This window comes from Staphylococcus simulans, assembly GCF_047037175.1.
Taxonomy (GTDB): domain Bacteria; phylum Bacillota; class Bacilli; order Staphylococcales; family Staphylococcaceae; genus Staphylococcus; species Staphylococcus simulans_C.
In genome coordinates this window covers 18,793-38,433 of the sequence record NZ_CP178241.1, presented here as the reverse complement: position 1 = coordinate 38,433, position 19,641 = coordinate 18,793, and the positions used below count along the sequence as shown (strand labels likewise).

The following is a 19,641-nucleotide window of genomic DNA, read 5'->3' as shown; positions in this document are numbered from 1 at the left end:
ATAATGAGTTGGTTACATGCAGCGGTATTGTTGCCGTTCATTTTTGCACTCATTATCCCTATTGTTTATCGTTTCATTAAGCGTATACATATAGGATGGTTCGCGTTACCTGTCCCCGTCGTTTTATTTATTTATTTCTTAACTTATATTTCGACAACGATGTCAGGTAAAACACGCTTTGCGGAATTACCATGGATGCCGCGAATCGGTATGAACTATAATTTATATGTTGATGGATTAAGCTTATTGTTCAGCTTATTGATTACAGGTATTGGTGCTTTAGTTACCTTCTATTCAATCAGCTATTTAAGCAAGAAGGAACAATTGGGTAATTTCTATTGTTATTTATTACTCTTTATGGGTGCAATGTTAGGCGTCGTTTTATCAGATAACGTCTTTATGCTGTATTTATTCTGGGAAATGACATCATTTTCTAGTTTCTTATTGATTTCATTTTGGCGCACAAGAGAGGCTTCACTTTATGGTGCCCAAAAATCATTATTAATTACAGTATTCGGCGGTTTATCTTTACTCGGCGGCTTTATCTTAATGACACTTTCAGGACATTCAACAAGTATTCGCCATCTTATTGCACATGCCTCTGAGATTCAATCAAGCCCGTTCTTTATCTTGGCTATGATTTTAATACTCTTTGGTGCAATGACTAAATCAGCGCAATTTCCATTCTACATTTGGTTGCCAGATGCAATGGAAGCACCTACGCCAGTCAGTGCTTATCTGCACTCTGCCACAATGGTTAAAGCGGGCATTTACTTAGTTGCACGACTTACACCAATCTTTGCTCTATCACAAGGTTGGATTTGGACAGTCACTGCCATTGGATTAGTCACATTATTCTGGGCATCTTTAAATGCGACAAAACAGTCAGATTTGAAAGGTATCTTAGCTTTCTCAACTGTTTCACAACTCGGTATGGTAATGTCAATGCTTGGTATCGGAGCAGTCAGCTTCCACTTCCAAGGTGCACAAAGCCAATTTTATGCAGCCGTATTTGTCGCAGCAGTCTTTCATTTAATTAACCATGCCACATTCAAATGTGCACTATTCATGGTTGCAGGTATTATCGATCATGAAACCGGAACACGTGATGTACGTAAATTAGGCGGCTTAATGACAATCATGCCGATTTCATTTACGATCACAGTCATTTCAGCGTTAAGTATGGCCGGTGTACCGCCATTCAACGGTTTCTTATCTAAAGAAAGCTTCCTTGAAGCAATGATTAACGTCACACAAGCACCTATTTTCAGCTTGAACACGTTAGGTGTCTTGATTCCGATTGTTGCGATTTTAGGTAGCATCTTTACATTTGTATATTCAGTTAGATTTATCGGTCAAATATTCTGGGGTTCATATAAACCAGATGATTTACCACATCAACCACATGAGCCATCCGTGTTAATGTGGATTGCGCCTGCTTTCTTGGCAGTATTAGTGGTGACATTCGGTCTATTCCCTACATTATTAGCAAAACCGATTATTGATCCAGCAAGCCAAGCAATACGTAATGCGAAGTTGCCAGATGCAGAATTCCATTTATTCCATGGATTTACACCTGCATTCTTATCAACAATAGTCATTTACGCAATTGGTATTCTATTAATCTTCACATATCATAAGTGGGTTAAAGTATTAGAGAATATTCCAGAACGTTTAGAACTGAACTACTTCTATGATCGTTCAGCAGACAACTTGCCTGGATACTCTAAACGCGTGACAAACACGTATATGAGCGGATTTATCCGTAATAAACTTGTGGTAATTATGGGCAGTTTAATCGTCTTAACATTTGTGACAGTCATCGCATTGCCATTTGCGTTTGATTTCAGTCATGTCAGCCGCATACGTTCATATGAAGCCATCATTGTAGTCATGATTTTAGCTGCTGCGATTATGTTGGTCTTTGCGCGTTCAAGACTGTTCAGTATTATCATGCTGAGTGCTGTGGGTTATTCTATGGCGATATTCTATATCTTCTTTAACGCACCAGACTTGGCATTAACACAATTTGTAGTAGAAACCATTTCAACTGCACTATTCTTATTATGTTTCTACCATTTACCAAACTTGAACCGTTATAACGAATCGACTTCGTTCAAAGTAACCAATGCAGTAATTGCTGCGGGTGTCGGTATTGCTGTAACTGTATTAGGTTTGATTGCATATGGTAATAAACATTTCGAATCCATTGCAAGTTACTACAAAGAAAATGTCCATAGTTTAGCGCATGGTAACAATATGGTTAACGTTATCCTTGTTGACTTCCGTGGTACCGATACTTTATTCGAATCTTCAGTATTAGGTATTGCCGGTTTAGCTGTATATACGTTAATTAAATTACGTTCTAAACACAAAAATGGTTACGAAAGGGTGGATGACAATGAACAAACAGAAAAATGATATCATCTTTCAATACTCAACGATAGTCATTTTCTTCTTGGTTGTAATGTTCGCTCTTTCACTATTCTTAAACGGACACTATCAACCCGGCGGCGGGTTCATCGGAGGTTTGCTGGTTTCAAGTTCATTAGTACTTGTTGCGGTAGCCTTTGATGTGAAAACAATGCGTAAAATCTTCCCGTGGGATTTCAAAAAATTGATTGCGATCGGACTTACATTTTGTGTGTTAACCCCAGTTGCAAGTTGGTTCTATCACAAAAACTTCTTTACACACAAAGTATTTGAAGTACCGCTTCCACTCTTAAAACCTATGGCAATCCATACCGCATTGTTCTTTGACTTAGGTGTGTTATTAGCCGTTGTCGGTACGGTAATGACAATAATTTTAGCGATTGGAGAGAATGAGTAATGGAAATAATTATGATTATTGTTTGCGGTATCTTAACATCAATCAGTATCTATCTCATTTTATCTAAGAGCTTGATTCGAATCATTATTGGTACCGCAGTACAAACACATGCTGCAAACTTGTTTTTAATCACAATGGGCGGTTTAGGCGAAGGTTCTGTTCCAATCTTTAAACCTGGAACAAAGAGTTACGTCGACCCTATCCCGCAAGCATTAATCTTAACTGCGATTGTTATTTCATTCGCGGTCACAGCGTTCTTCTTAGTACTTGCTTTTAGAAGCTATAAGGAACTTGGAACTGACAACGTAGAAAGAATGAAGGGAGTGCCAGAAGATGATGATGCTAGATAATTTAATCGCTGCAATGCTGATAACACCTATGATTACTGCAGTGATTCTCGTATTTATCGGCAAACGTCCTTTCATTAAACGTTATGTCGCTTTAGCAGGTTCTTTACTTACATTAGGACTTGCGATTTGGAACTTTATTAACGTATGGCACCATGGACCAATAAAATTAGAATTAGGGTCTTGGAAAGCGCCATACAGTATCGTCTTTGTACTTGATTTATTCAGTGCGACTTTAGTAATTACAAGTTTAATTGTAACCATCTTGATTATTTTGTTCTCATATCAATCAATCGGCTTACATCGTGAAACATACTATTACTATTTCGCAGTGATGTTCATGGAAACAGGTATTATCGGTGCCTTTATCACAGGTGATATCTTCAACATGTTCGTATTCTTTGAAGTGTTCTTGATTTCTTCATACTCCCTACTCGTTATCGGCGGTACGAAGATTCAATTACAAGAAACCATTAAATACTTACTTGTGAACGTCGCATCATCAGCCTTCTTCGTCATCGCTGTTGGGATCTTGTACTCAGTTGTCGGAACATTAAACATGGCTGATATCAGTCAGAAATTAGGCCATTTATCTGATACACAAAGCGGGCTTGTCAGCATTGTATTTGTAATGTTCCTCTTTGTATTCGCAACTAAAGCCGGTGCCTTCCCAATGTACGTATGGTTACCTGGTGCTTATTATGCACCGCCGTTTGCGATCATCGCATTCTTTGGTGCCCTACTTACGAAAGTTGGCGTTTATGCGATTGCTAGAACATTGAGTTTATTCTTTGCGCATACATTGACATTCTCGCACTACACAGTGCTTGTCCTAGCATTATTAACCATTATCTTCGGTTCCATTGGTGCTATCAGCTTCAATGATACGAAGAAAATCATTTTATATAACATTATGATTGCTGTGGGTATTATCTTAGTCGGTGTATCTATGATGAATGAATCAGGTATCATCGGTGCATTGTATTACACAGTCAATGATATGTTGATCAAAGCAGCGTTGTTCTTCTTGATTGGTATCATGCTTAAAATCACTGGTACCACTGATATCAGAAAGTTCGGTGGATTGATAAAACATTATCCTGTTTTAGGATGGACATTCTTTATCGCATGTTTGAACCTTGCAGGTATTCCGCCATTCAGCGGTTTCTACGGTAAAATGTATATCGTACGTTCTGCATTTGAACAAGGCTTTTATATTAGCGGGATTATCGTCTTATTATCTAGTCTGTTGATTTTATATTCTGTTATGAAAATCTTCATCAGAGGTTTCTTCGGAGAATCAGAAGGCTATACGTTCAATCCACATTTACACTACCGCGGCTTATTAAGTGTCGCGATTCTAGCTGTTTTGTTATGCGTGGTCTTTAGTTTTGCGGCAGAATGGCTTTACCCATTCTTTAAAGAAGCAGCTGTCACATTCTATGATCCTAAAGCATATATCGACAGCGTATTGGGGGTGAAATAATATGGCAATTCAAGTACTCGTGAATCTATTGCTTGCTATATTTTGGCTGTTCGTCAATGACAGCTACACTCTTAATAACTTTGTATTAGGTTACATCTTTGGTTTATTGCTTGTCTTCTTGATGCGTAAGTTATTACCTGGACGTTTCTATATCGTCACACTTTATTACGTAATCAAATTGATGATTATATTCTTAGTAGAACTTGTCAAAGCGAATATCGATGTCATGCGTATCGTCATCAAACCAAAAATGGATAACGAACCCGCATTCTTTGTCTACGATACAGACCTAAAAGAACCATGGGAAGTTGTCGTATTAAGTACACTCATCACCCTTACACCAGGTACTATCGTACTCGGTGTCAGTGATGACAATAAGAAAATCTATATTCATTGTTTAGATTTCAGCACAAAAGAAGAGGAAGTTGAAGGCATTAAATCTTCCTTAGAAAAAGCTGTTAGAGAGGTGGGAGAAGCATAATGTTTGCCTATAATATCGTTATTATCATCGCATTAATTATTGTTGCACTTTCGATACTTGGTATGTTGATACGTGTGATTCTCGGCCCTTCTCTAGCCGACAGAGTCGTTGCTTTAGATGCGATCGGTATCCAATTCATGGCCATCGTTGCTTTATTCAGTATCTTCTTAGATACGAAATACATGATTGTAACTATCCTGTTAATCGGTATCATCGCATTCTTAGGTACAGCTGTGTTCGCTAAATATATGCAGGAAGGTAAGGTGATTGAACATGATAGACACGATAATGATTAGTTTGTCATTATTCTTTGTAGTTGTCGGTGCAATTATCAGTGCTCTTTCTGCCCTTGGTATCTTACGTTTAAAAGATGTGTATGGACGCGCACATGCTGCTGGTAAAGCAGCAACTTTAGGTGCAATGAGTTTACTCTTAGGTGTATTCTTGTTCTTCATTGGACATGATCACTATGTGAACCCGCAATTGATTATTGGTATCTTGTTTATTTTAATTACAGGTCCATTATCAAGTCACCTTATCATCAAAGCATCTTATAAAATCAAAACACCTTACTCACGTTCTACTAAGTTAGATGAGTTGGGTGAATCGAAAAAAGAACAACCAAAAGCAGCGGATAAATCCTAAACATATGACACCGCAACATCCTGTTCAATCAGGGTGTTGCGGTGTTTTTTTCGTTTGTATCGAACTTGTGATACAACTTGAAATATGCTATATTAATTAAATCGAAACAATTACGATTTAAGAAGGTGACGCTATGTCTTGGACAATTATCGGCGGCGGAATTCACGCCGTAACCATTGCCATTAAACTACGTGCTTCAGGTTTAGCATCTGAAGACTTAACAATAATAGACCCTCATGATTCCCTATGCGAACAATTTGATGATTTCTCTTGCCGCATTGGCATGCCGTTTTTACGCTCTCCACACGTACACCATGTTCATCCTGACCCATTTCATTTAAAACACTTTGCGAAATCAAATCAATATACAGGTGCCACTTATGGTAAATATCAACGTCCACAACGCGATATGTTTATGGATCATGTCCATAAAATGCTGCATGAATTCGACTTAAACAGTCGACATATTAAAGATGTTGCAGTCAATATTGACCGTATTGATGGACAATGGAAAGTAGAAATGAACAACCATAATGCGGTGACAAGCGATTATCTACTTCTCGCTATCGGCAGTAACAATATCCCACATATTCCAGATATGTATGTTAATCAACCCGATGTAAAACACATCTTTGAAGATGACGAGATTCCTTATCAAGCTGCTTCGCATGTGGTCGGCAGCGGTATCTCTGCAGCGCATCTAACATTAAAATTAATTGAAGAATCAAACGCTGAAACCGTACATCTTTGGATGAATAAACCGATTGAAGTCTATGATTTCGATGCAGATCCAGGCTGGTTAGGTCCCAAAAATATGACACGTTATCGTGAAATTGATTCATCTAAAGAGCGCTTAAATATTATCGCGCAAGAGCGTCATAAAGGTTCTATGCCTAAAGAATTATATTTACGACTTAAAAAGCATGTCCAAGAAGGTCAACTTCAAATCCATGTCAATGAAATCCAAACTGTTCAAAATCATACAATTGTGACTGAAAACGATACTTATACGTATGATCACATTTTGCTTGCGACAGGCTTTAAAAACAACATTATGCAGATGCCGGTAATACAACGCTTTGTAGAAAATGTACGAGCCCCATTAACAGAAACAAAACATCCAGCCTTAAATGAAAATTTAGAATGGTTGCCTGGTGTCTTTGTTTCAGGTGCACTCGCGGACATTGAATTAGGACCATTTGCGCGAAGCTTTGCGGGAGGCAGAGAAGCTGCTAACCGTATTTCAAAAGTATTTATAAACAAAGAAGAAAAAGTATCTTAACCTAGAAAAAGATTCCCCTATTTCAATGGAAGTAAGGGAATCTTTTTTCTATTCATCTTTATAATCACGCATCGCATTTTTATACTTTTTATTTTCATCAATAGAAGAATGTTTCTTCTTGTTTTTCCTTTCCTCTTTCTCTTTTTCATCTTTTTTTGCTCTCGATTTCTCACGCTGCTTTTTTAGTTTACGCATTCTAGCCAATCTCGCATGCGTACTTTCTTCAACCTTCTTAGCTGGAGGTGAAACATAGGCAACACCCGCAAAGATTAAATAAAATGTACCTATGACAATTCCAAGCCATTTACCATACTTTATTACAAACCAGACATCATCCGCAAAAGAATTACCCTTATCACTTTTATTTTGAATTTCTGATGTATGTTTAGGTTGTTTTAACTCAATCCCATTCTCATTTGCGGCAGAAACACCTTTAGGAATTTCCTTCTCCATTTGATCATACAGTTGAATTAATCCTTCACTATACTGTTTCTGTTCAAAATCTGATTCAGTTGTCTCTTTAATTAGTTCTTTAACTTTTTCATCGGTAAAGTAATGTGAAAGTTGCGCATCTGTATAGACTTTCACTTGATGTTGACCATCAAATAATATAATTACACCATTTACATTACTATTAATATTTGGCTTATAACCGAGTTGATAAGTGTCAAATAAACGTTTGGCATACGCTTTAGGCTGACAGCCATTTAAGTCTTTCATTGTGACAATCATTAATTCATATTCATGATCATGCTTATCAGAACGCATTTGAAGTTGCTCTATTTGTGACTCAGTAAATATGTTGGCATGGTCTTGGACATACGTATGATGCTCATTTAAAGGCGGTACACTTTCAAAATTATCCACTGCATAAACCGTGCTCGCACTCCCAATGACTAAGGCAATGGATATGATTATAATTCTAAACCATGTATTAGAACCCACGTCCAGCACCTCCTCCGCCACCGGTGCCGCCACCAAAACCGCCTCCGCCACCAGAGCTATAACCATCACTTGACGAAGAACTGCCGCCTCCGCCTCCATAAGAACCAGATGTTCCGTAGTAATCAGAGTCAGAGGGACGACCACCGCCATACTTATTTTTATCATTTTTGTCGTCTTTATCTTTATTAAATTTATTATAGAGATAACATGCATATAATGGATAAATAAGACCAAAGAGCAAAAATAATCCTACAGTTTTAAGGTATCCGAAAATGTATCCGAAAATATATCCAAAATTATGATGTGTTAGAAAGTACCATTTTGTGCCCATTCCATTTGAGAGTTTAATATTTTTATCCACATGCTTGTACGCATCTTGGCTTTTATCATACATAGCACGATAAAGATTCTTTAAACCCGTATTATAGTTGCCTTTCTTAAAGTCTTCTAAGCCGTTTTCATCGATAATCGTACCAACTCTGGCATCTGTGAAATACCCTTCCAAACCATAACCAATTTGGATTTCAACCCCTCTGTCTTCAGCACCGTTGTCTTTATCTAAATTTAAGAAGATAACAATACCGTTATTAATGTCTTTCTTGCCGACACCATAGCCGCGTAATAGCTTCAAAGCATAATCTCGACGTGGTTCATCGACTGAATCCATCGTGACCATCAGCATTTCTATACCGGTGTCTTTTTCGAGTTTCTCACCTAATTCATTCATTTGTGTGATTTCAGAATCACTTAATAAATGCGCATGGTCTTGTATGTAGAGATGCGTTTTATCTAGCTCAGGTAAAGGATTAGTAAGTGCAAGTGCTGGTACAGAAAATACAATCATTAGCAAGCATCCTAAAATGATTGTGATAACTTGTTTTCTCATGTATGTTCTCCTATTTAGTGTTCTAACACCTGTCTAAACCTATCTATATCTCCTTTATAAATTCAATCTCATCCATATAATTATTGGATAATAAATTTATCAGGCGTCATAATATTTATCTTCTTATTAAGTAGTGTATTTTAATGATAAATTAAAGTCAACGCCCTGTCTCATATCCCGCTATAGTCTTTTTGCGCACCAAAAAAGCAGTGAAACATTCCCCTCCCTCAAGGAACCTTCACTGCCTACTTCATTTATGATTGACGTGGTTTTAACATCATTGTTCCACGCATGACACTGATTAATTGTTCTTGGTCATCTACTAGATTGATATTCCATACTTGTGTCGAACGACCGCCATGAATTAATTCGGCAATCGCATAGACATAGCCTTGTTTAGCTGAACGAATATGATTGGTATTCATCTCTAGGCCTACTGGAATCACTTTATCAGTATCTACCATGTGTGCAGCACCGATAGAACAAGCTGTTTCTCCTAGTGCCATAGTAGCCCCGCCATGCAAATAGCCGAAAGGCTGTTTCACTTTATCAGTTACAGGCATTTTCATTTTGACATAACCTGTTTCAACTTCCAGTACTTCCATATCTAAGACTTCCAATAAATTCGTCATTCCATTCTCTCCTATCGACTAGATTACTTCTATAATATCATAGCTGCAATCGTACCAAAGATCATTAATGGAATATTGTAGAATAAGAAGTTTGGTACACATGTATCACGGATATGATCATGTTGTCCATCTACATCTAAACCAGCAGTAGGACCTAACGTTGAATCACTGGCTGGTGATCCGGAATCCCCTAATGCTGCGGCTGTACCGATTAACGCAATTAATGCCATAGTACTCATGCCTAATTGCTCTCCTAGTGGAATGAAGAGTGCCGCAATAATCGGAATCGTCGCAAATGATGAACCGATACCTAGTGTTACAATTAATCCAATAAGATACATTAAAATAATCGCAAGTAATTTATGGTCGCCTGTCACTCCTGCAATACTTTCAACGAGTGATTTAACATCGCCTGTCGCATTCATAATCCCCGCAAAGCCATTCGCAGTTAAAATAACAACACCGATATATGCCATAATTTTAATACCTTCAGTAAATTCTTTATCTAATTCAAACCATTTATAAGCTCTTGAAATAAAGAAGACCATAACCCCAGCTAAAGCACCAAAAATCATAGATTCAGTTAACGTTTGTACAACAAATGTTAATACAATCGCTACGACTGTTGTGATTAATACATAAGGTCTCAACGTTTTAGGTGCATTGTTGATTTGTTCTTCATCAATACGATACTGACGTGGTTTGCGATACGCAAACAAGCCTAAAACCAATCCGACAATATAGCCGATAGAAGGGATCAATAATGCTTTCCAAACCATATCAAATTCAATGGGGTGATGTGCTTTTGAGAAACCTGTTTGAATAATTTGATGGAAGATTTGACCAAACCCAAACGGCATCAAGAAATATGGAAAACATAAACCAAAACCAATAACCAAACCAATTTGACGACGGTCAATATTTAACTCGTTAAATAAACTGATTAATGGCGGAATTACAATTGGAATAAACGCAATATGTACAGGAATCAAGTTCTGACTGCTCATACTTAAAAGTAATAATGCGACAATTAAAATGACTTTAATTGTTGAACGAGACACTTTCGTATTTTCTGCTTTGATTAAGTTAATAATTTTACCTACTAAATAATCAGTAATCCCACTATAAGAAATTAAAGCCGCAAAACCACCAAGTAATGCATAACTTAATGCGACTTCTGCACCATCTACTATATTTTTGGTAAAGACATTGATAACCTTTTCTACTGACATGCCTGCGATTAACCCGCCTACTAATCCGCTGACGAACAGGCTTAATACTACATTCAATCTTAATAAACATAAGACAATCATTAATAATACTGCGATTACTACTGCATTAATCATTTGCGTTACTCCTTTACTACATTATCGAACTAAAGCGTTATGTTAGTATAATAACAGTACACCTTAACGTTGTCAATACAACAATTTGTATGGTCAATATAACGAAATACCTGCCTCAACCAAGTTTGAGACAGGTATGCTTTCATCATATGAATTTTATGCTTGTTTTAACCAATCCACAATACTATGAATTAAATAGCCTGTTGGACCTTTTGGTCCATTGTAATCCGCATTAGATGTAGTTGCTGGACCAGCAATATCAAAATGAAGGTGTGGTGTATTTCCACTGAAATGCATAATAAATGCCGCCGCAAAGAGCGCTTTGCCCATACCATTCGTGTGATTGACTAAATCCGCCACTTCACTGCGTTTGATTAACTTGCGTTCTGTAGCTGTAACTGGTAATTCATATGTCCATTCACCATTTTGTTGTGTCAATGCTGTGATAGCTTCTAGCGGTGCTTGGTCATTGTTTTTGAATACTGCTGCTTTATCAAAGCCGAGTGCCGCGATTGCTGCACCTGTCAGTGTCGCAAAGTCTAAAATTACTTTCGGCTCGTGTTGTACCGCTTGGAATACAGCATCGCCTAATACTAAACGCCCTTCTGCATCTGTATTTAATACCTCTACCGTCTCACCACTCATTGCGGTAAAGACATCGTCAGGTTTCATGGCTGCTTCGTTGATCATATTTTCAGCTGATGCAATAATACCTACAATATTGACAGGTAATGCGAGACGATGTGCCGCTTCAATCATCCCAACGACATTCGCCGCCCCGCACATATCAAATTTCATCTCTTGCATGCCTGGTTTAGATTTAATTGAATAACCGCCAGAATCATAAGTAATCCCTTTACCTACTAACGCAATTGGGGCTGCATCAGGGTCATCTGCACCTTGATAAGTCATGGTGATTAATCTTGGACCATGTGCGGAACCTTTACCTACCGCATGAATTAAACCAAAGCCTTCAGCTTGTAATGTTTCTGCATCTTTTACATCCACTTCTACTGCAGTTTCCGCGAAATGTGCTGCAATGCAATCCGCAAAATAAGCCGGTGTTAAAATATTCGGTGGAATATTACTTAAATCTCGCGCAAATTTAATACCTTCTCCAACAACTTCACCATCTTTAATGGCTGTAATTTCATCTGGTTCTGCTTGATGCAGCTTCAAATTCAAATGATATGGCACTTTCTTATCTGATTTATAATTATCAAAAACATATAATGCTTTCTTACCTTGCAAGCCAAATAATTCTGCCATTTCATTTTTAGAAATCGCTTTTGACGCAAATGTAGAGAATAATACATCCGCTTCAGTGACATGTTCTGCTTTTAAGTATTGCAGTAACTTACCGTAGACTTTCATCGTTTGAATACGATCTAATTGTTTCAAATTGCCAAGTCCTACCGTGATTAAGCGAATCTTCAACGTGCCTACTTCAAAGTAAGTCGAACTGACTTTACCGACTTCGCTGTGAATTATATGCTGGTGCTTATATGTATCTAAAGCATCCGATAAATCATAACCTTGAATTTCAACAGTTCCTAATTGATTTAAATGATCAGGTAAGCCGAGTACCAACGTATTGCTGATCATTTCGTTTTGTTCGTCAAATGTAATTTGTATTGGCATAAATGTTCCTCCATAGAATATAAAATACAAAAGAGGTTGGTAAAAGCTGTTATATCAACAGTTTTGCCAACCTCTTAAAGTCTATATTAGCCGGCTTTTATACATTGAGCCGTATCGTCATCTTAAGTTAAACTTAGAATTTACCTTTTTTGAATGCTAAGCCGATTCCGCCAAGTTTGAAGATTGAACGTGTATCGATAACTTTTTTCATGAATGCTGCTTTTTTACCAACGATGTTTTTACCGTAAACAACACCAATACCGTCATTCGCACCTAATGAGCAAACTGTACCACGGTTTACGTAGTTGAATGGCTCTTTTGGTTGACCATGTAAGATATTTTTGATGTTTTCAGCTACACTTTCACCTTGTTGCATTGCGATTTGTGCAGTTGTTGGTAATGGACGTTCTTCACCTTCTGGAATGTAAGCTGATACGTCACCGATTACGAATGTTTCGCTAAAGCCTGGTGCAGTCAAGTCTTGGTTTACAACTAAACGACCACGTTTAACGCCATCGAATGATTCTTCCATTAATTTGCTTCCGCGTACACCAGCAGCCCATACTGAAGTGTTCGCTTCTAATTGTTCTTCTTTGTCGCCGACTTTAACTACGAAACCTTTTTCGTTAGCACCAACGATTGGTGTACCGATTTTGAACTCAACGCCGCGTTCTTCTAAGTAGTTAACCGCGTGGTTTACTAATTCGTCGTCGAACATTGGAAGCATTTTAGGTGCTGCTTCAACACAAGTGATTTTAACTTTGTCACGGTCTACGCCGTATTTGTTTGATAATTCATCAACGCGTTCAGTTAATTCACCTAAGAATTCAATACCAGTGAAGCCTGCGCCACCTACTAAGAATGCAAGATCTTTAGGATCTTTTTCTTTTGAAGATGCATAGTTCGCAAATTTATCTTCGATGTGACGAGATAATTCACGTGCTGTGTGGATGTTTTCGATTTGGTAAGCATGATCTAACATACCTTTGATACCAAATGTTTCACTGATAAATCCTAAACCAACTACTAAAATGTCATAGTTGAAACGACCATTGTTTGTTTCTACTACTTTAGCTTGTGGGTCTACTTTTGTTACTTCTGCTTTAAGGAATTTCACTTTATCTTGCTTGATTACACTTTCGATTGGGAAGATAATATCTTCATAGTTTACAGTACCTGCTGATGCTTCGTGTAAAAGTACTGATTCATAGTGATAATCATCTCTATTGATTAAAGTGATATCAGCTTCGCCAGCTGGTAAAATCTTTTGTAATTTTGTTACAGTTTGCAAACCTGCATAACCTGCCCCTAAAACAATAACTTTTTTTGTTTCAGCCATTTTATTCACCTATGCTTTCTTAAAATTTTTGTTAGTATACGCTATCTTAATATATACCCCATTTGATTGAAAAAATGTCAAAATAAAGACAAATGCCATTCCTCTTAATTCTATAATTAACCAATCACTTTTTCAAGGTAATACTAAGAAAACAACAGATAATTTCAGAATTTACTGATTCTCAAGTACCTTTATTATGGTCATAGTTAAATAGAATTTTAAAGTAAAAACAATTCCTAACTAAAAAAGAGCTGAGGTTTCTCCTCAACTCTCATGATTAAGCACAATTTTTTGCTTAGCAGTCTTCAGGTTGTCCAGCTACTTTAGCTGTTCTGAATGAGCTTCCGCAACCGCATGAGGCAATCGCATTTGGATTATCAATTTGGAATCCGCCGCCCATTAATGATTGCTTAAAATCAATCGTTGTACCTTCTAGTACAGGTTTATCATATTTATCAACTAATACTTTAAGACCGTAGAATTCGATAACTTCATCATTTTCACCTGGTTCTTGTTCTGCTGACATACCGTAAGTTAACCCCGTGCAACCGCCGCCGTTTACTTTGATTTTCAAGTAACCGTCTGGCATATCATTACTTTCTAACATACTTTTAACTTCATAAGCTGCAGCTTCTGTCAGAATCACTGTAGACATATTAAATTCCTCCTTATAACACGTCTTCCTATTACACAAAACTTAGAAAATCCAAGTTTCTTCTATATGCTTATAAATATTTTGCAATAAATCGTCTGGTGAATCTCCTTCAACAATATCACCATTCACTAACGCATACAAGCCGCTTGAACAGATCCCGCAGTTTTGCAGACAGCCATATTCTAAGACATCTACACCTGGGTCTTGTTCCAACTGATTGTATACATAGTCTCCGCCTTTTGCCATGTTTGAAATGCAAAATTCTACAATTGGATTCATAATGCACCTCTTCATATTTTTGAGTCATACAATTATAACATATTTCACTGACTTTCTCTTGGGTTTGAATAGATTTTTTCTAATTAGAACATTGTTTGTCTGTAATGTGAAAAAAGCTTATAATAAATGAAAGCGTATTTTTAGTGAAAGCTTCTAAAATGACGTTGATTACAATTTCTACATAACTATCAGTCAACAAGCAGTGATGCAGCGTTATATAAATCTTTATAAGAGGGGTTATCGGAATGAAGAATTTAGTAATGTTAGGTGGCGGTTATGGTAACATGCGTATCTTATCGCACATCTTACCAGATGCATTACCAGAGGATTACACTATCACTTTGATTGATCGTATGCCTTATCATGGTTTGAAACCAGAATATTATGCTCTGGCAGCGGGGACCAAATCAGATAAAGATGTACGATTAAAGTTTCCGGAATCTGAGAAACTTAATGTTGTTTACGGGGAAATCACAGGCATTGATTTAGACGACCAAATTGTTTCTGTAGGTGATACTAAAGTAGATTATGATGAACTTATTATCGGACTTGGGTGCGAGGATAAGTATCATAATGTACCAGGTGCTGAAGCTCATACTTACAGTATTCAAACGCTATCGAAATCACGCAAAACATATCATACCATTAACGAATTGGAAGCAGGCGCAAAAGTCGCAATTGTAGGGGCTGGACTCAGCGGTATCGAACTCGCAAGTGAGTTGCGCGAAAGCCGTTCTGATTTAGATATTAAGCTCTATGATCGCGGCGATCGAATTTTAGCACGTTTCCCAGAAAAGTTAAGTCGCTTTATTGAAAAATGGTTCCGTAAACATAACGTGACTGTTGTCCCAAATTCAAACATCAATAAAGTTGAACCAGGTCTCATCTATAATCACGACGAACCTGAAGAAGTCGATTTAGTCGTATGGACTGCAGGGATTCAACCCGTTTCAGTTGTGCGCAACTTGCCAGTTGATGTCAGTAAAAACGGTGCAGTTATTATTAACCAATACCACCAAGTACCGACATACCGTAATGTTTATGTCGTGGGGGATTGCGCAAACTTGCCACATGCACCAAGTGCACAACTTGCGGAGGTCCAAGGTGACCAAATCGCTGATGTATTAAAGAAACAATGGAAGAATGAAGCATTACCTGAGAAAATGCCTGAACTTAAAGTACAAGGTTTCTTAGGATCACTCGGAGACAAACAAGGCTTCGCTTATGTGATGGACCGTCCATTAACAGGACGTATCGCCTCTATTTTAAAATCAGGTGTCTTATGGTTGTATAAATACCATAATGGTTAATCAAAATACACAAACAAACGCTCAAGTACTGAAATCAATGTACTTGAGCGTTTTCTGTTAAAACAAAGCCCTCTTTTTGTTTTAACGCTTATTTTTATTGTCCTACGAAATGTTCGTCAATAAATCTTGTAATCGGTTTTAGTTGAACATATCCATCTGCCACGTACATATCATTCATTGTAACTAATGGATAAAATAACTCATCATTTTCGATTTGTTCGATAAATTGTTGGTCATGATCTGTTAAATTTTCAGTGTCTTTTTCAAAATCAATATATGTGTATTCAAAGTTGATATCAGGATATTTGCGTTCCAATAATGCTTTCAGCCAATCATACGTATCTTGAGATGTCGGCGCATTCACACAACTTGCACACACTACATCTGCCCCATAAACTACTACGCTAACCTTAGTCATTTGGTTCCCCTCCATAGATTTTTTTCTCTAAGTCTATTATAATAAATAAACAAGCAAAATATGAAATTATATACTTGGAAGGAGATATATCCATGCCAACTGAAAATACAACGATGTTTGATCAAGTCGCAGTAGTCATCGAACGTTTACGCCCATTCTTATTAAGAGATGGCGGCGATTGCACATTAATCGATGTAGAAGACGGTATTGTTAAATTACAATTACACGGCGCATGTAATACATGCCCAAGCTCAACAATCACATTAAAAGCAGGTATCGAGCGTGCATTGCTTGAAGAAGTACCTGGTGTTGTTGAAGTAGAACAAGTCTTCTAATAAACACAAATCAATCGTCTGACGATATAAGCACAGTATTCAACTGTGCTTCTTTTTATTTTGTATGCGCTTCAATAATATGACGCAACAATTCTGCTGCCCCTTGTTTACCTACTAAATCATCATAATATTTTCCGAATCTATCATCTGTCGTATAAAGCTCTGCCATAGCACGATGATAACCTTTACTATATTGGCCACTCATTAACTTTAACCATTGGCTGTGTGCGTTAAATACAGCTTTAGCCTCATCATTATTTACATCTTCTTGATTATTTTCTAATAATAGATGCAACTTTTCTTTAATCACTTGTTCATGCTGTTTAGCTTGTTGATATTCTAATTCTGAAAGATGACTTAAATGTTGTTCCGCTTTTTCTAAGGCATCTTCACCATAGCGTTCAATTACTTCTTCTCCATAGTGTTCACGGTTATCTTTGATCATATCTTGCTTAAAAACTTCGAATTTCTTTTTATCTGACATTATAGTGTCCTCCTGTTCTATCTGATTAATCCAGTTAATTAAAGCTTGTATTTCATTTTGTTTTTCCAATAACTTTGCCTTTTGTTCTGCTAGAAGTTGTTGTGTATTTTTAGTTTCCGCTAGTAATTGTTGAATCTCTACTAATGGCACATCCAACTTACGCAACAACATAATGACAGACAAGGTATCTAAATCCTCTGATTGGTATACACGATACTCATTCTCTTGTAACCTTTGTGCTTTAAACAAACCAATCTCGTCATAATAACGTAGTGTCCGTTTGCTTAACCCTGTCAATTCAGCTAATTCACTAACAGTATATTGCATGTTTATCTCACCTCCTGATACTTACTTTAAGGGTTGACGTAACGTTAAGGTCAATACATCATTCAAAAATGTTGTTTTAGCTAAAACAACAGACATGTTCAGGTAATTGTTCTTGATCTCGGTATGACTCAAACAGCTTATACAGCAGCAATAACGATATGTTACCTACCTCTTGCTCTCCTATTGGCTTAATATCCCATTCATACCGACTATTTACGATACAGATGTTCTCAGTTAATATCCCGTTTATCACCGCATCAAATACATTAATTTTTAACCTTTTCTCTACAAAGCGATGACCGCCTGTTGGTAATTTTTTTCTTTTCAATACAACTTTATCTTTAACGAATATTGATTTTGCAATCATAAAATTACCGTCATACACTTTTTCATTATTTTGATACTGCGCTTTATTCAAATTAAATGCACCGTATTCATATATAACCCAGTCTTCATCTTCTATTACTTTAGAAGCATAACCACCATAACCTCTACTCATTTTCAACAAGTCCTTTATTTAGTATTTAAAATGACAAAAGACGCAAACGATAATTTTATAATTTATCGCTTGCGTCTTTTTCAAATCTTATTTTTTCATATGTTGTGCGATACGTTCGTCGATGTAGGCCCAGCCTTTCCAGCCGATATGGACTGCATCTGTGATGACATAAGGTTCATAATCCTTATCTGTCAAATCATAAATTTGACCGCCATTGTCAGTTACGACATGGTTGATTTTTTCATATACAGGTTTACGTTTATCTAAATTAACACCAATGTTGTCATACCATTTACCGTTTGTTGGGATACTGATATATTCAACATCTGCCCCTGCTTCTCTCATCGTATCTACCAGTAATTTCAAGTCGTTGAATTCTGGTGAGTTGATATTAAATTCATAATCACGTTTAACGCGACGTTTGTTTTCTTGAATTAATTTCCAATATTTATCACGAATATGATATTCGTTCGATTTAGAATGTGCTTCACCGTATTGTGTTGCGACATCTCTCATTTCTGACCATGATGCGTTATCACTTGTAACAGGTTTCACATGTTCTAAAGGCACTTGTTTGAAATTAGCTAAACTTTTAATTGCTTCAATTTTAACTAATTGATTCTCTTTAAAATTGGAAATATAATTACCATCCGTTTTGCCATTATGCTTCACCGTTGCTTTTAAAAAGTCTTTATTGTGGACGTGTTTGAATTGCAGCAATCGTTTTGCATAGCGTTGTTTGAGTTCATCACTCATATTCTTTTGGTGGAACAATTGATTAATTTGATTTTGTGAAACACGTGCATCAAAGTTCTGATTCGTCAAACCATGGTTTGTGAACCATTGTGGTGAAATAATAAAAGCAAATTTCTTTCCTTTTAATTCATCATAGTTTGATGCAAGTTCAATACCATTAACTAACCCTGTATTCCCACCTGTTCCAATTAGGAAAGGTTTACGTGTCGCATTATGTGAATTCAATGCGATTGCTGGGTTGAATGGATCGTCTTTTTCTAATTCACTTGAACCATAAATCGGGTAGAATTCATCATTATGATTGAATAAACGCTGTTGTATTAAAGTTCCTTTTAATACTTGATCAGTCAGCGATACACGATTTTCTGCAAGTGTCTTTTGATTGACGAGTCCAGTAAACCAGCTTGCTGGCAGCAATACAAAGATAATAAAAATGGCACCGCTGATTATTATCGGCAAGAATGGCTTTAATTTTGAACTCATTTAAGTTCTTCTAAAGCTTCCACAATTTTATTAGGAGTCGCCCACTCGTCACGATCAAAGTCCATAATTGAAACTTCGATACCTAATTTATTTTGAATTTCTAATAGTAAGCCTACTGTTTGGAATGAATCGATAATACCTTCTTCAAAAATTTCTACGTCTGGATTTTCTTTTACGATATCGTTCTCTGCTACTTCTGCTAATAAGTCTAAAACTTGTTCTCTAAATTCCATAA

At 36.9% G+C, this 19,641-nt stretch carries 23 protein-coding genes; 10 read left to right on the top strand and 13 right to left on the bottom strand.

Annotated elements, in window-relative coordinates:
- Window positions 1-3 precede the first annotated feature (3 nt).
- From ACFCT9_RS00220 to ACFCT9_RS00185, 8 genes are all read left to right on the top strand, one after another.
- Window positions 4-2,421 (top strand): Na+/H+ antiporter subunit A, encoded by a 2,418-nt coding sequence (locus tag ACFCT9_RS00220; RefSeq protein WP_412519843.1) that lies wholly within the window; start codon window positions 4-6, stop codon window positions 2,419-2,421.
- On the top strand, window positions 2,402-2,830 hold the full coding sequence (locus ACFCT9_RS00215; RefSeq protein WP_412519842.1) for a Na(+)/H(+) antiporter subunit B: 429 nt from the start codon (window positions 2,402-2,404) through the stop codon (window positions 2,828-2,830). Before ACFCT9_RS00220 ends, ACFCT9_RS00215 begins: the two co-directional genes overlap by 20 nt.
- Window positions 2,830-3,180: a Na+/H+ antiporter Mnh1 subunit C gene (gene mnhC1 / locus ACFCT9_RS00210; protein ID WP_412519840.1), complete on the top strand. Its 351-nt coding sequence runs from the start codon at window positions 2,830-2,832 to the stop codon at window positions 3,178-3,180. Before ACFCT9_RS00215 ends, mnhC1 begins: the two co-directional genes overlap by 1 nt.
- Window positions 3,167-4,663 (top strand): Na+/H+ antiporter subunit D, encoded by a 1,497-nt coding sequence (locus ACFCT9_RS00205; protein ID WP_412521690.1) that lies wholly within the window; start codon window positions 3,167-3,169, stop codon window positions 4,661-4,663. The genes mnhC1 and ACFCT9_RS00205 overlap by 14 nt, the downstream gene beginning before the upstream one ends.
- Before the next feature lies 1 nt (window position 4,664).
- Window positions 4,665-5,144, top strand: a complete 480-nt coding sequence (locus tag ACFCT9_RS00200) for a Na+/H+ antiporter subunit E (RefSeq protein ID WP_412519838.1) — start codon at window positions 4,665-4,667, stop codon at window positions 5,142-5,144.
- Entirely contained in the window at window positions 5,144-5,440 is a 297-nt protein-coding gene (locus tag ACFCT9_RS00195; protein ID WP_412519836.1) for a Na(+)/H(+) antiporter subunit F1, read from the top strand. The genes ACFCT9_RS00200 and ACFCT9_RS00195 overlap by 1 nt, the downstream gene beginning before the upstream one ends.
- A complete protein-coding gene (locus ACFCT9_RS00190; protein WP_412519835.1) occupies window positions 5,418-5,789 on the top strand; it encodes a Na+/H+ antiporter subunit G1 in 372 nt (123 codons plus the stop codon). The genes ACFCT9_RS00195 and ACFCT9_RS00190 overlap by 23 nt, the downstream gene beginning before the upstream one ends.
- A gap of 133 nt (window positions 5,790-5,922) precedes the next feature.
- On the top strand, window positions 5,923-7,071 hold the full coding sequence (locus ACFCT9_RS00185; RefSeq protein WP_412519833.1) for an NAD(P)-binding domain-containing protein: 1,149 nt from the start codon (window positions 5,923-5,925) through the stop codon (window positions 7,069-7,071).
- Window positions 7,072-7,119: 48 nt separating this feature from the next.
- Here the strand turns inward: ACFCT9_RS00185 and ACFCT9_RS00180 are convergent, their stop codons facing one another.
- From ACFCT9_RS00180 to ACFCT9_RS00145, 8 genes are all read right to left on the bottom strand, one after another.
- Window positions 7,120-8,016: a TPM domain-containing protein gene (locus tag ACFCT9_RS00180; RefSeq protein ID WP_412519832.1), complete on the bottom strand. Its 897-nt coding sequence runs from the start codon at window positions 8,014-8,016 to the stop codon at window positions 7,120-7,122.
- Entirely contained in the window at window positions 8,006-8,902 is an 897-nt protein-coding gene (locus ACFCT9_RS00175) for a TPM domain-containing protein (RefSeq protein WP_412519830.1), read from the bottom strand. Before ACFCT9_RS00175 ends, ACFCT9_RS00180 begins: the two co-directional genes overlap by 11 nt.
- A 254-nt stretch (window positions 8,903-9,156) precedes the next feature.
- Complete coding sequence (locus ACFCT9_RS00170) at window positions 9,157-9,534, bottom strand: PaaI family thioesterase (protein WP_412519828.1); 378 nt, start codon at window positions 9,532-9,534, stop codon at window positions 9,157-9,159.
- 29 nt (window positions 9,535-9,563) lie between these two features.
- Window positions 9,564-10,880: a Na+/H+ antiporter family protein gene (locus tag ACFCT9_RS00165; protein ID WP_412519827.1), complete on the bottom strand. Its 1,317-nt coding sequence runs from the start codon at window positions 10,878-10,880 to the stop codon at window positions 9,564-9,566.
- Window positions 10,881-11,036: 156 nt separating this feature from the next.
- Window positions 11,037-12,521: a leucyl aminopeptidase family protein gene (locus tag ACFCT9_RS00160; RefSeq protein ID WP_412519825.1), complete on the bottom strand. Its 1,485-nt coding sequence runs from the start codon at window positions 12,519-12,521 to the stop codon at window positions 11,037-11,039.
- A gap of 133 nt (window positions 12,522-12,654) precedes the next feature.
- Entirely contained in the window at window positions 12,655-13,860 is a 1,206-nt protein-coding gene (locus tag ACFCT9_RS00155) for an NAD(P)/FAD-dependent oxidoreductase (protein WP_412519823.1), read from the bottom strand.
- A gap of 295 nt (window positions 13,861-14,155) precedes the next feature.
- Window positions 14,156-14,515: a HesB/IscA family protein gene (locus ACFCT9_RS00150; protein ID WP_002481844.1), complete on the bottom strand. Its 360-nt coding sequence runs from the start codon at window positions 14,513-14,515 to the stop codon at window positions 14,156-14,158.
- A gap of 42 nt (window positions 14,516-14,557) precedes the next feature.
- Window positions 14,558-14,794, bottom strand: coding sequence for a YuzB family protein (locus ACFCT9_RS00145; RefSeq protein ID WP_412519820.1), 237 nt, complete (start codon window positions 14,792-14,794; stop codon window positions 14,558-14,560).
- A 245-nt stretch (window positions 14,795-15,039) separates the two neighbouring features.
- Between ACFCT9_RS00145 and ACFCT9_RS00140 the strand changes: the two genes are divergently transcribed.
- Window positions 15,040-16,104, top strand: a complete 1,065-nt coding sequence (locus ACFCT9_RS00140) for an NAD(P)/FAD-dependent oxidoreductase (protein WP_412519818.1) — start codon at window positions 15,040-15,042, stop codon at window positions 16,102-16,104.
- Window positions 16,105-16,198: 94 nt separating this feature from the next.
- On the opposite strand, the gene ACFCT9_RS00135 is transcribed toward ACFCT9_RS00140, so the two are convergent.
- Window positions 16,199-16,522 (bottom strand): YuzD family protein, encoded by a 324-nt coding sequence (locus ACFCT9_RS00135; protein WP_412519816.1) that lies wholly within the window; start codon window positions 16,520-16,522, stop codon window positions 16,199-16,201.
- A gap of 92 nt (window positions 16,523-16,614) precedes the next feature.
- On the opposite strand from ACFCT9_RS00135, the gene ACFCT9_RS00130 reads away from it, so the two are divergent.
- Complete coding sequence (locus ACFCT9_RS00130; RefSeq protein ID WP_002481635.1) at window positions 16,615-16,857, top strand: NifU family protein; 243 nt, start codon at window positions 16,615-16,617, stop codon at window positions 16,855-16,857.
- 55 nt (window positions 16,858-16,912) lie between these two features.
- On the opposite strand, the gene ACFCT9_RS00125 is transcribed toward ACFCT9_RS00130, so the two are convergent.
- The 4 genes from ACFCT9_RS00125 to dltC all read right to left on the bottom strand — a co-directional run bounded on the left by ACFCT9_RS00125 (window position 16,913) and on the right by dltC (window position 19,639).
- Window positions 16,913-17,668, bottom strand: coding sequence for a MerR family transcriptional regulator (locus ACFCT9_RS00125; RefSeq protein ID WP_412519814.1), 756 nt, complete (start codon window positions 17,666-17,668; stop codon window positions 16,913-16,915).
- Between the two features lie 76 nt (window positions 17,669-17,744).
- Window positions 17,745-18,167 (bottom strand): hypothetical protein, encoded by a 423-nt coding sequence (locus ACFCT9_RS00120; RefSeq protein ID WP_412519812.1) that lies wholly within the window; start codon window positions 18,165-18,167, stop codon window positions 17,745-17,747.
- An 87-nt stretch (window positions 18,168-18,254) separates the two neighbouring features.
- Entirely contained in the window at window positions 18,255-19,406 is a 1,152-nt protein-coding gene (dltD, locus tag ACFCT9_RS00115) for a D-alanyl-lipoteichoic acid biosynthesis protein DltD (protein WP_412519810.1), read from the bottom strand.
- Window positions 19,403-19,639, bottom strand: coding sequence for a D-alanine--poly(phosphoribitol) ligase subunit 2 (dltC, locus tag ACFCT9_RS00110; RefSeq protein WP_002481632.1), 237 nt, complete (start codon window positions 19,637-19,639; stop codon window positions 19,403-19,405). The genes dltD and dltC overlap by 4 nt, the downstream gene beginning before the upstream one ends.
- Window positions 19,640-19,641: the final 2 nt, after the last annotated feature.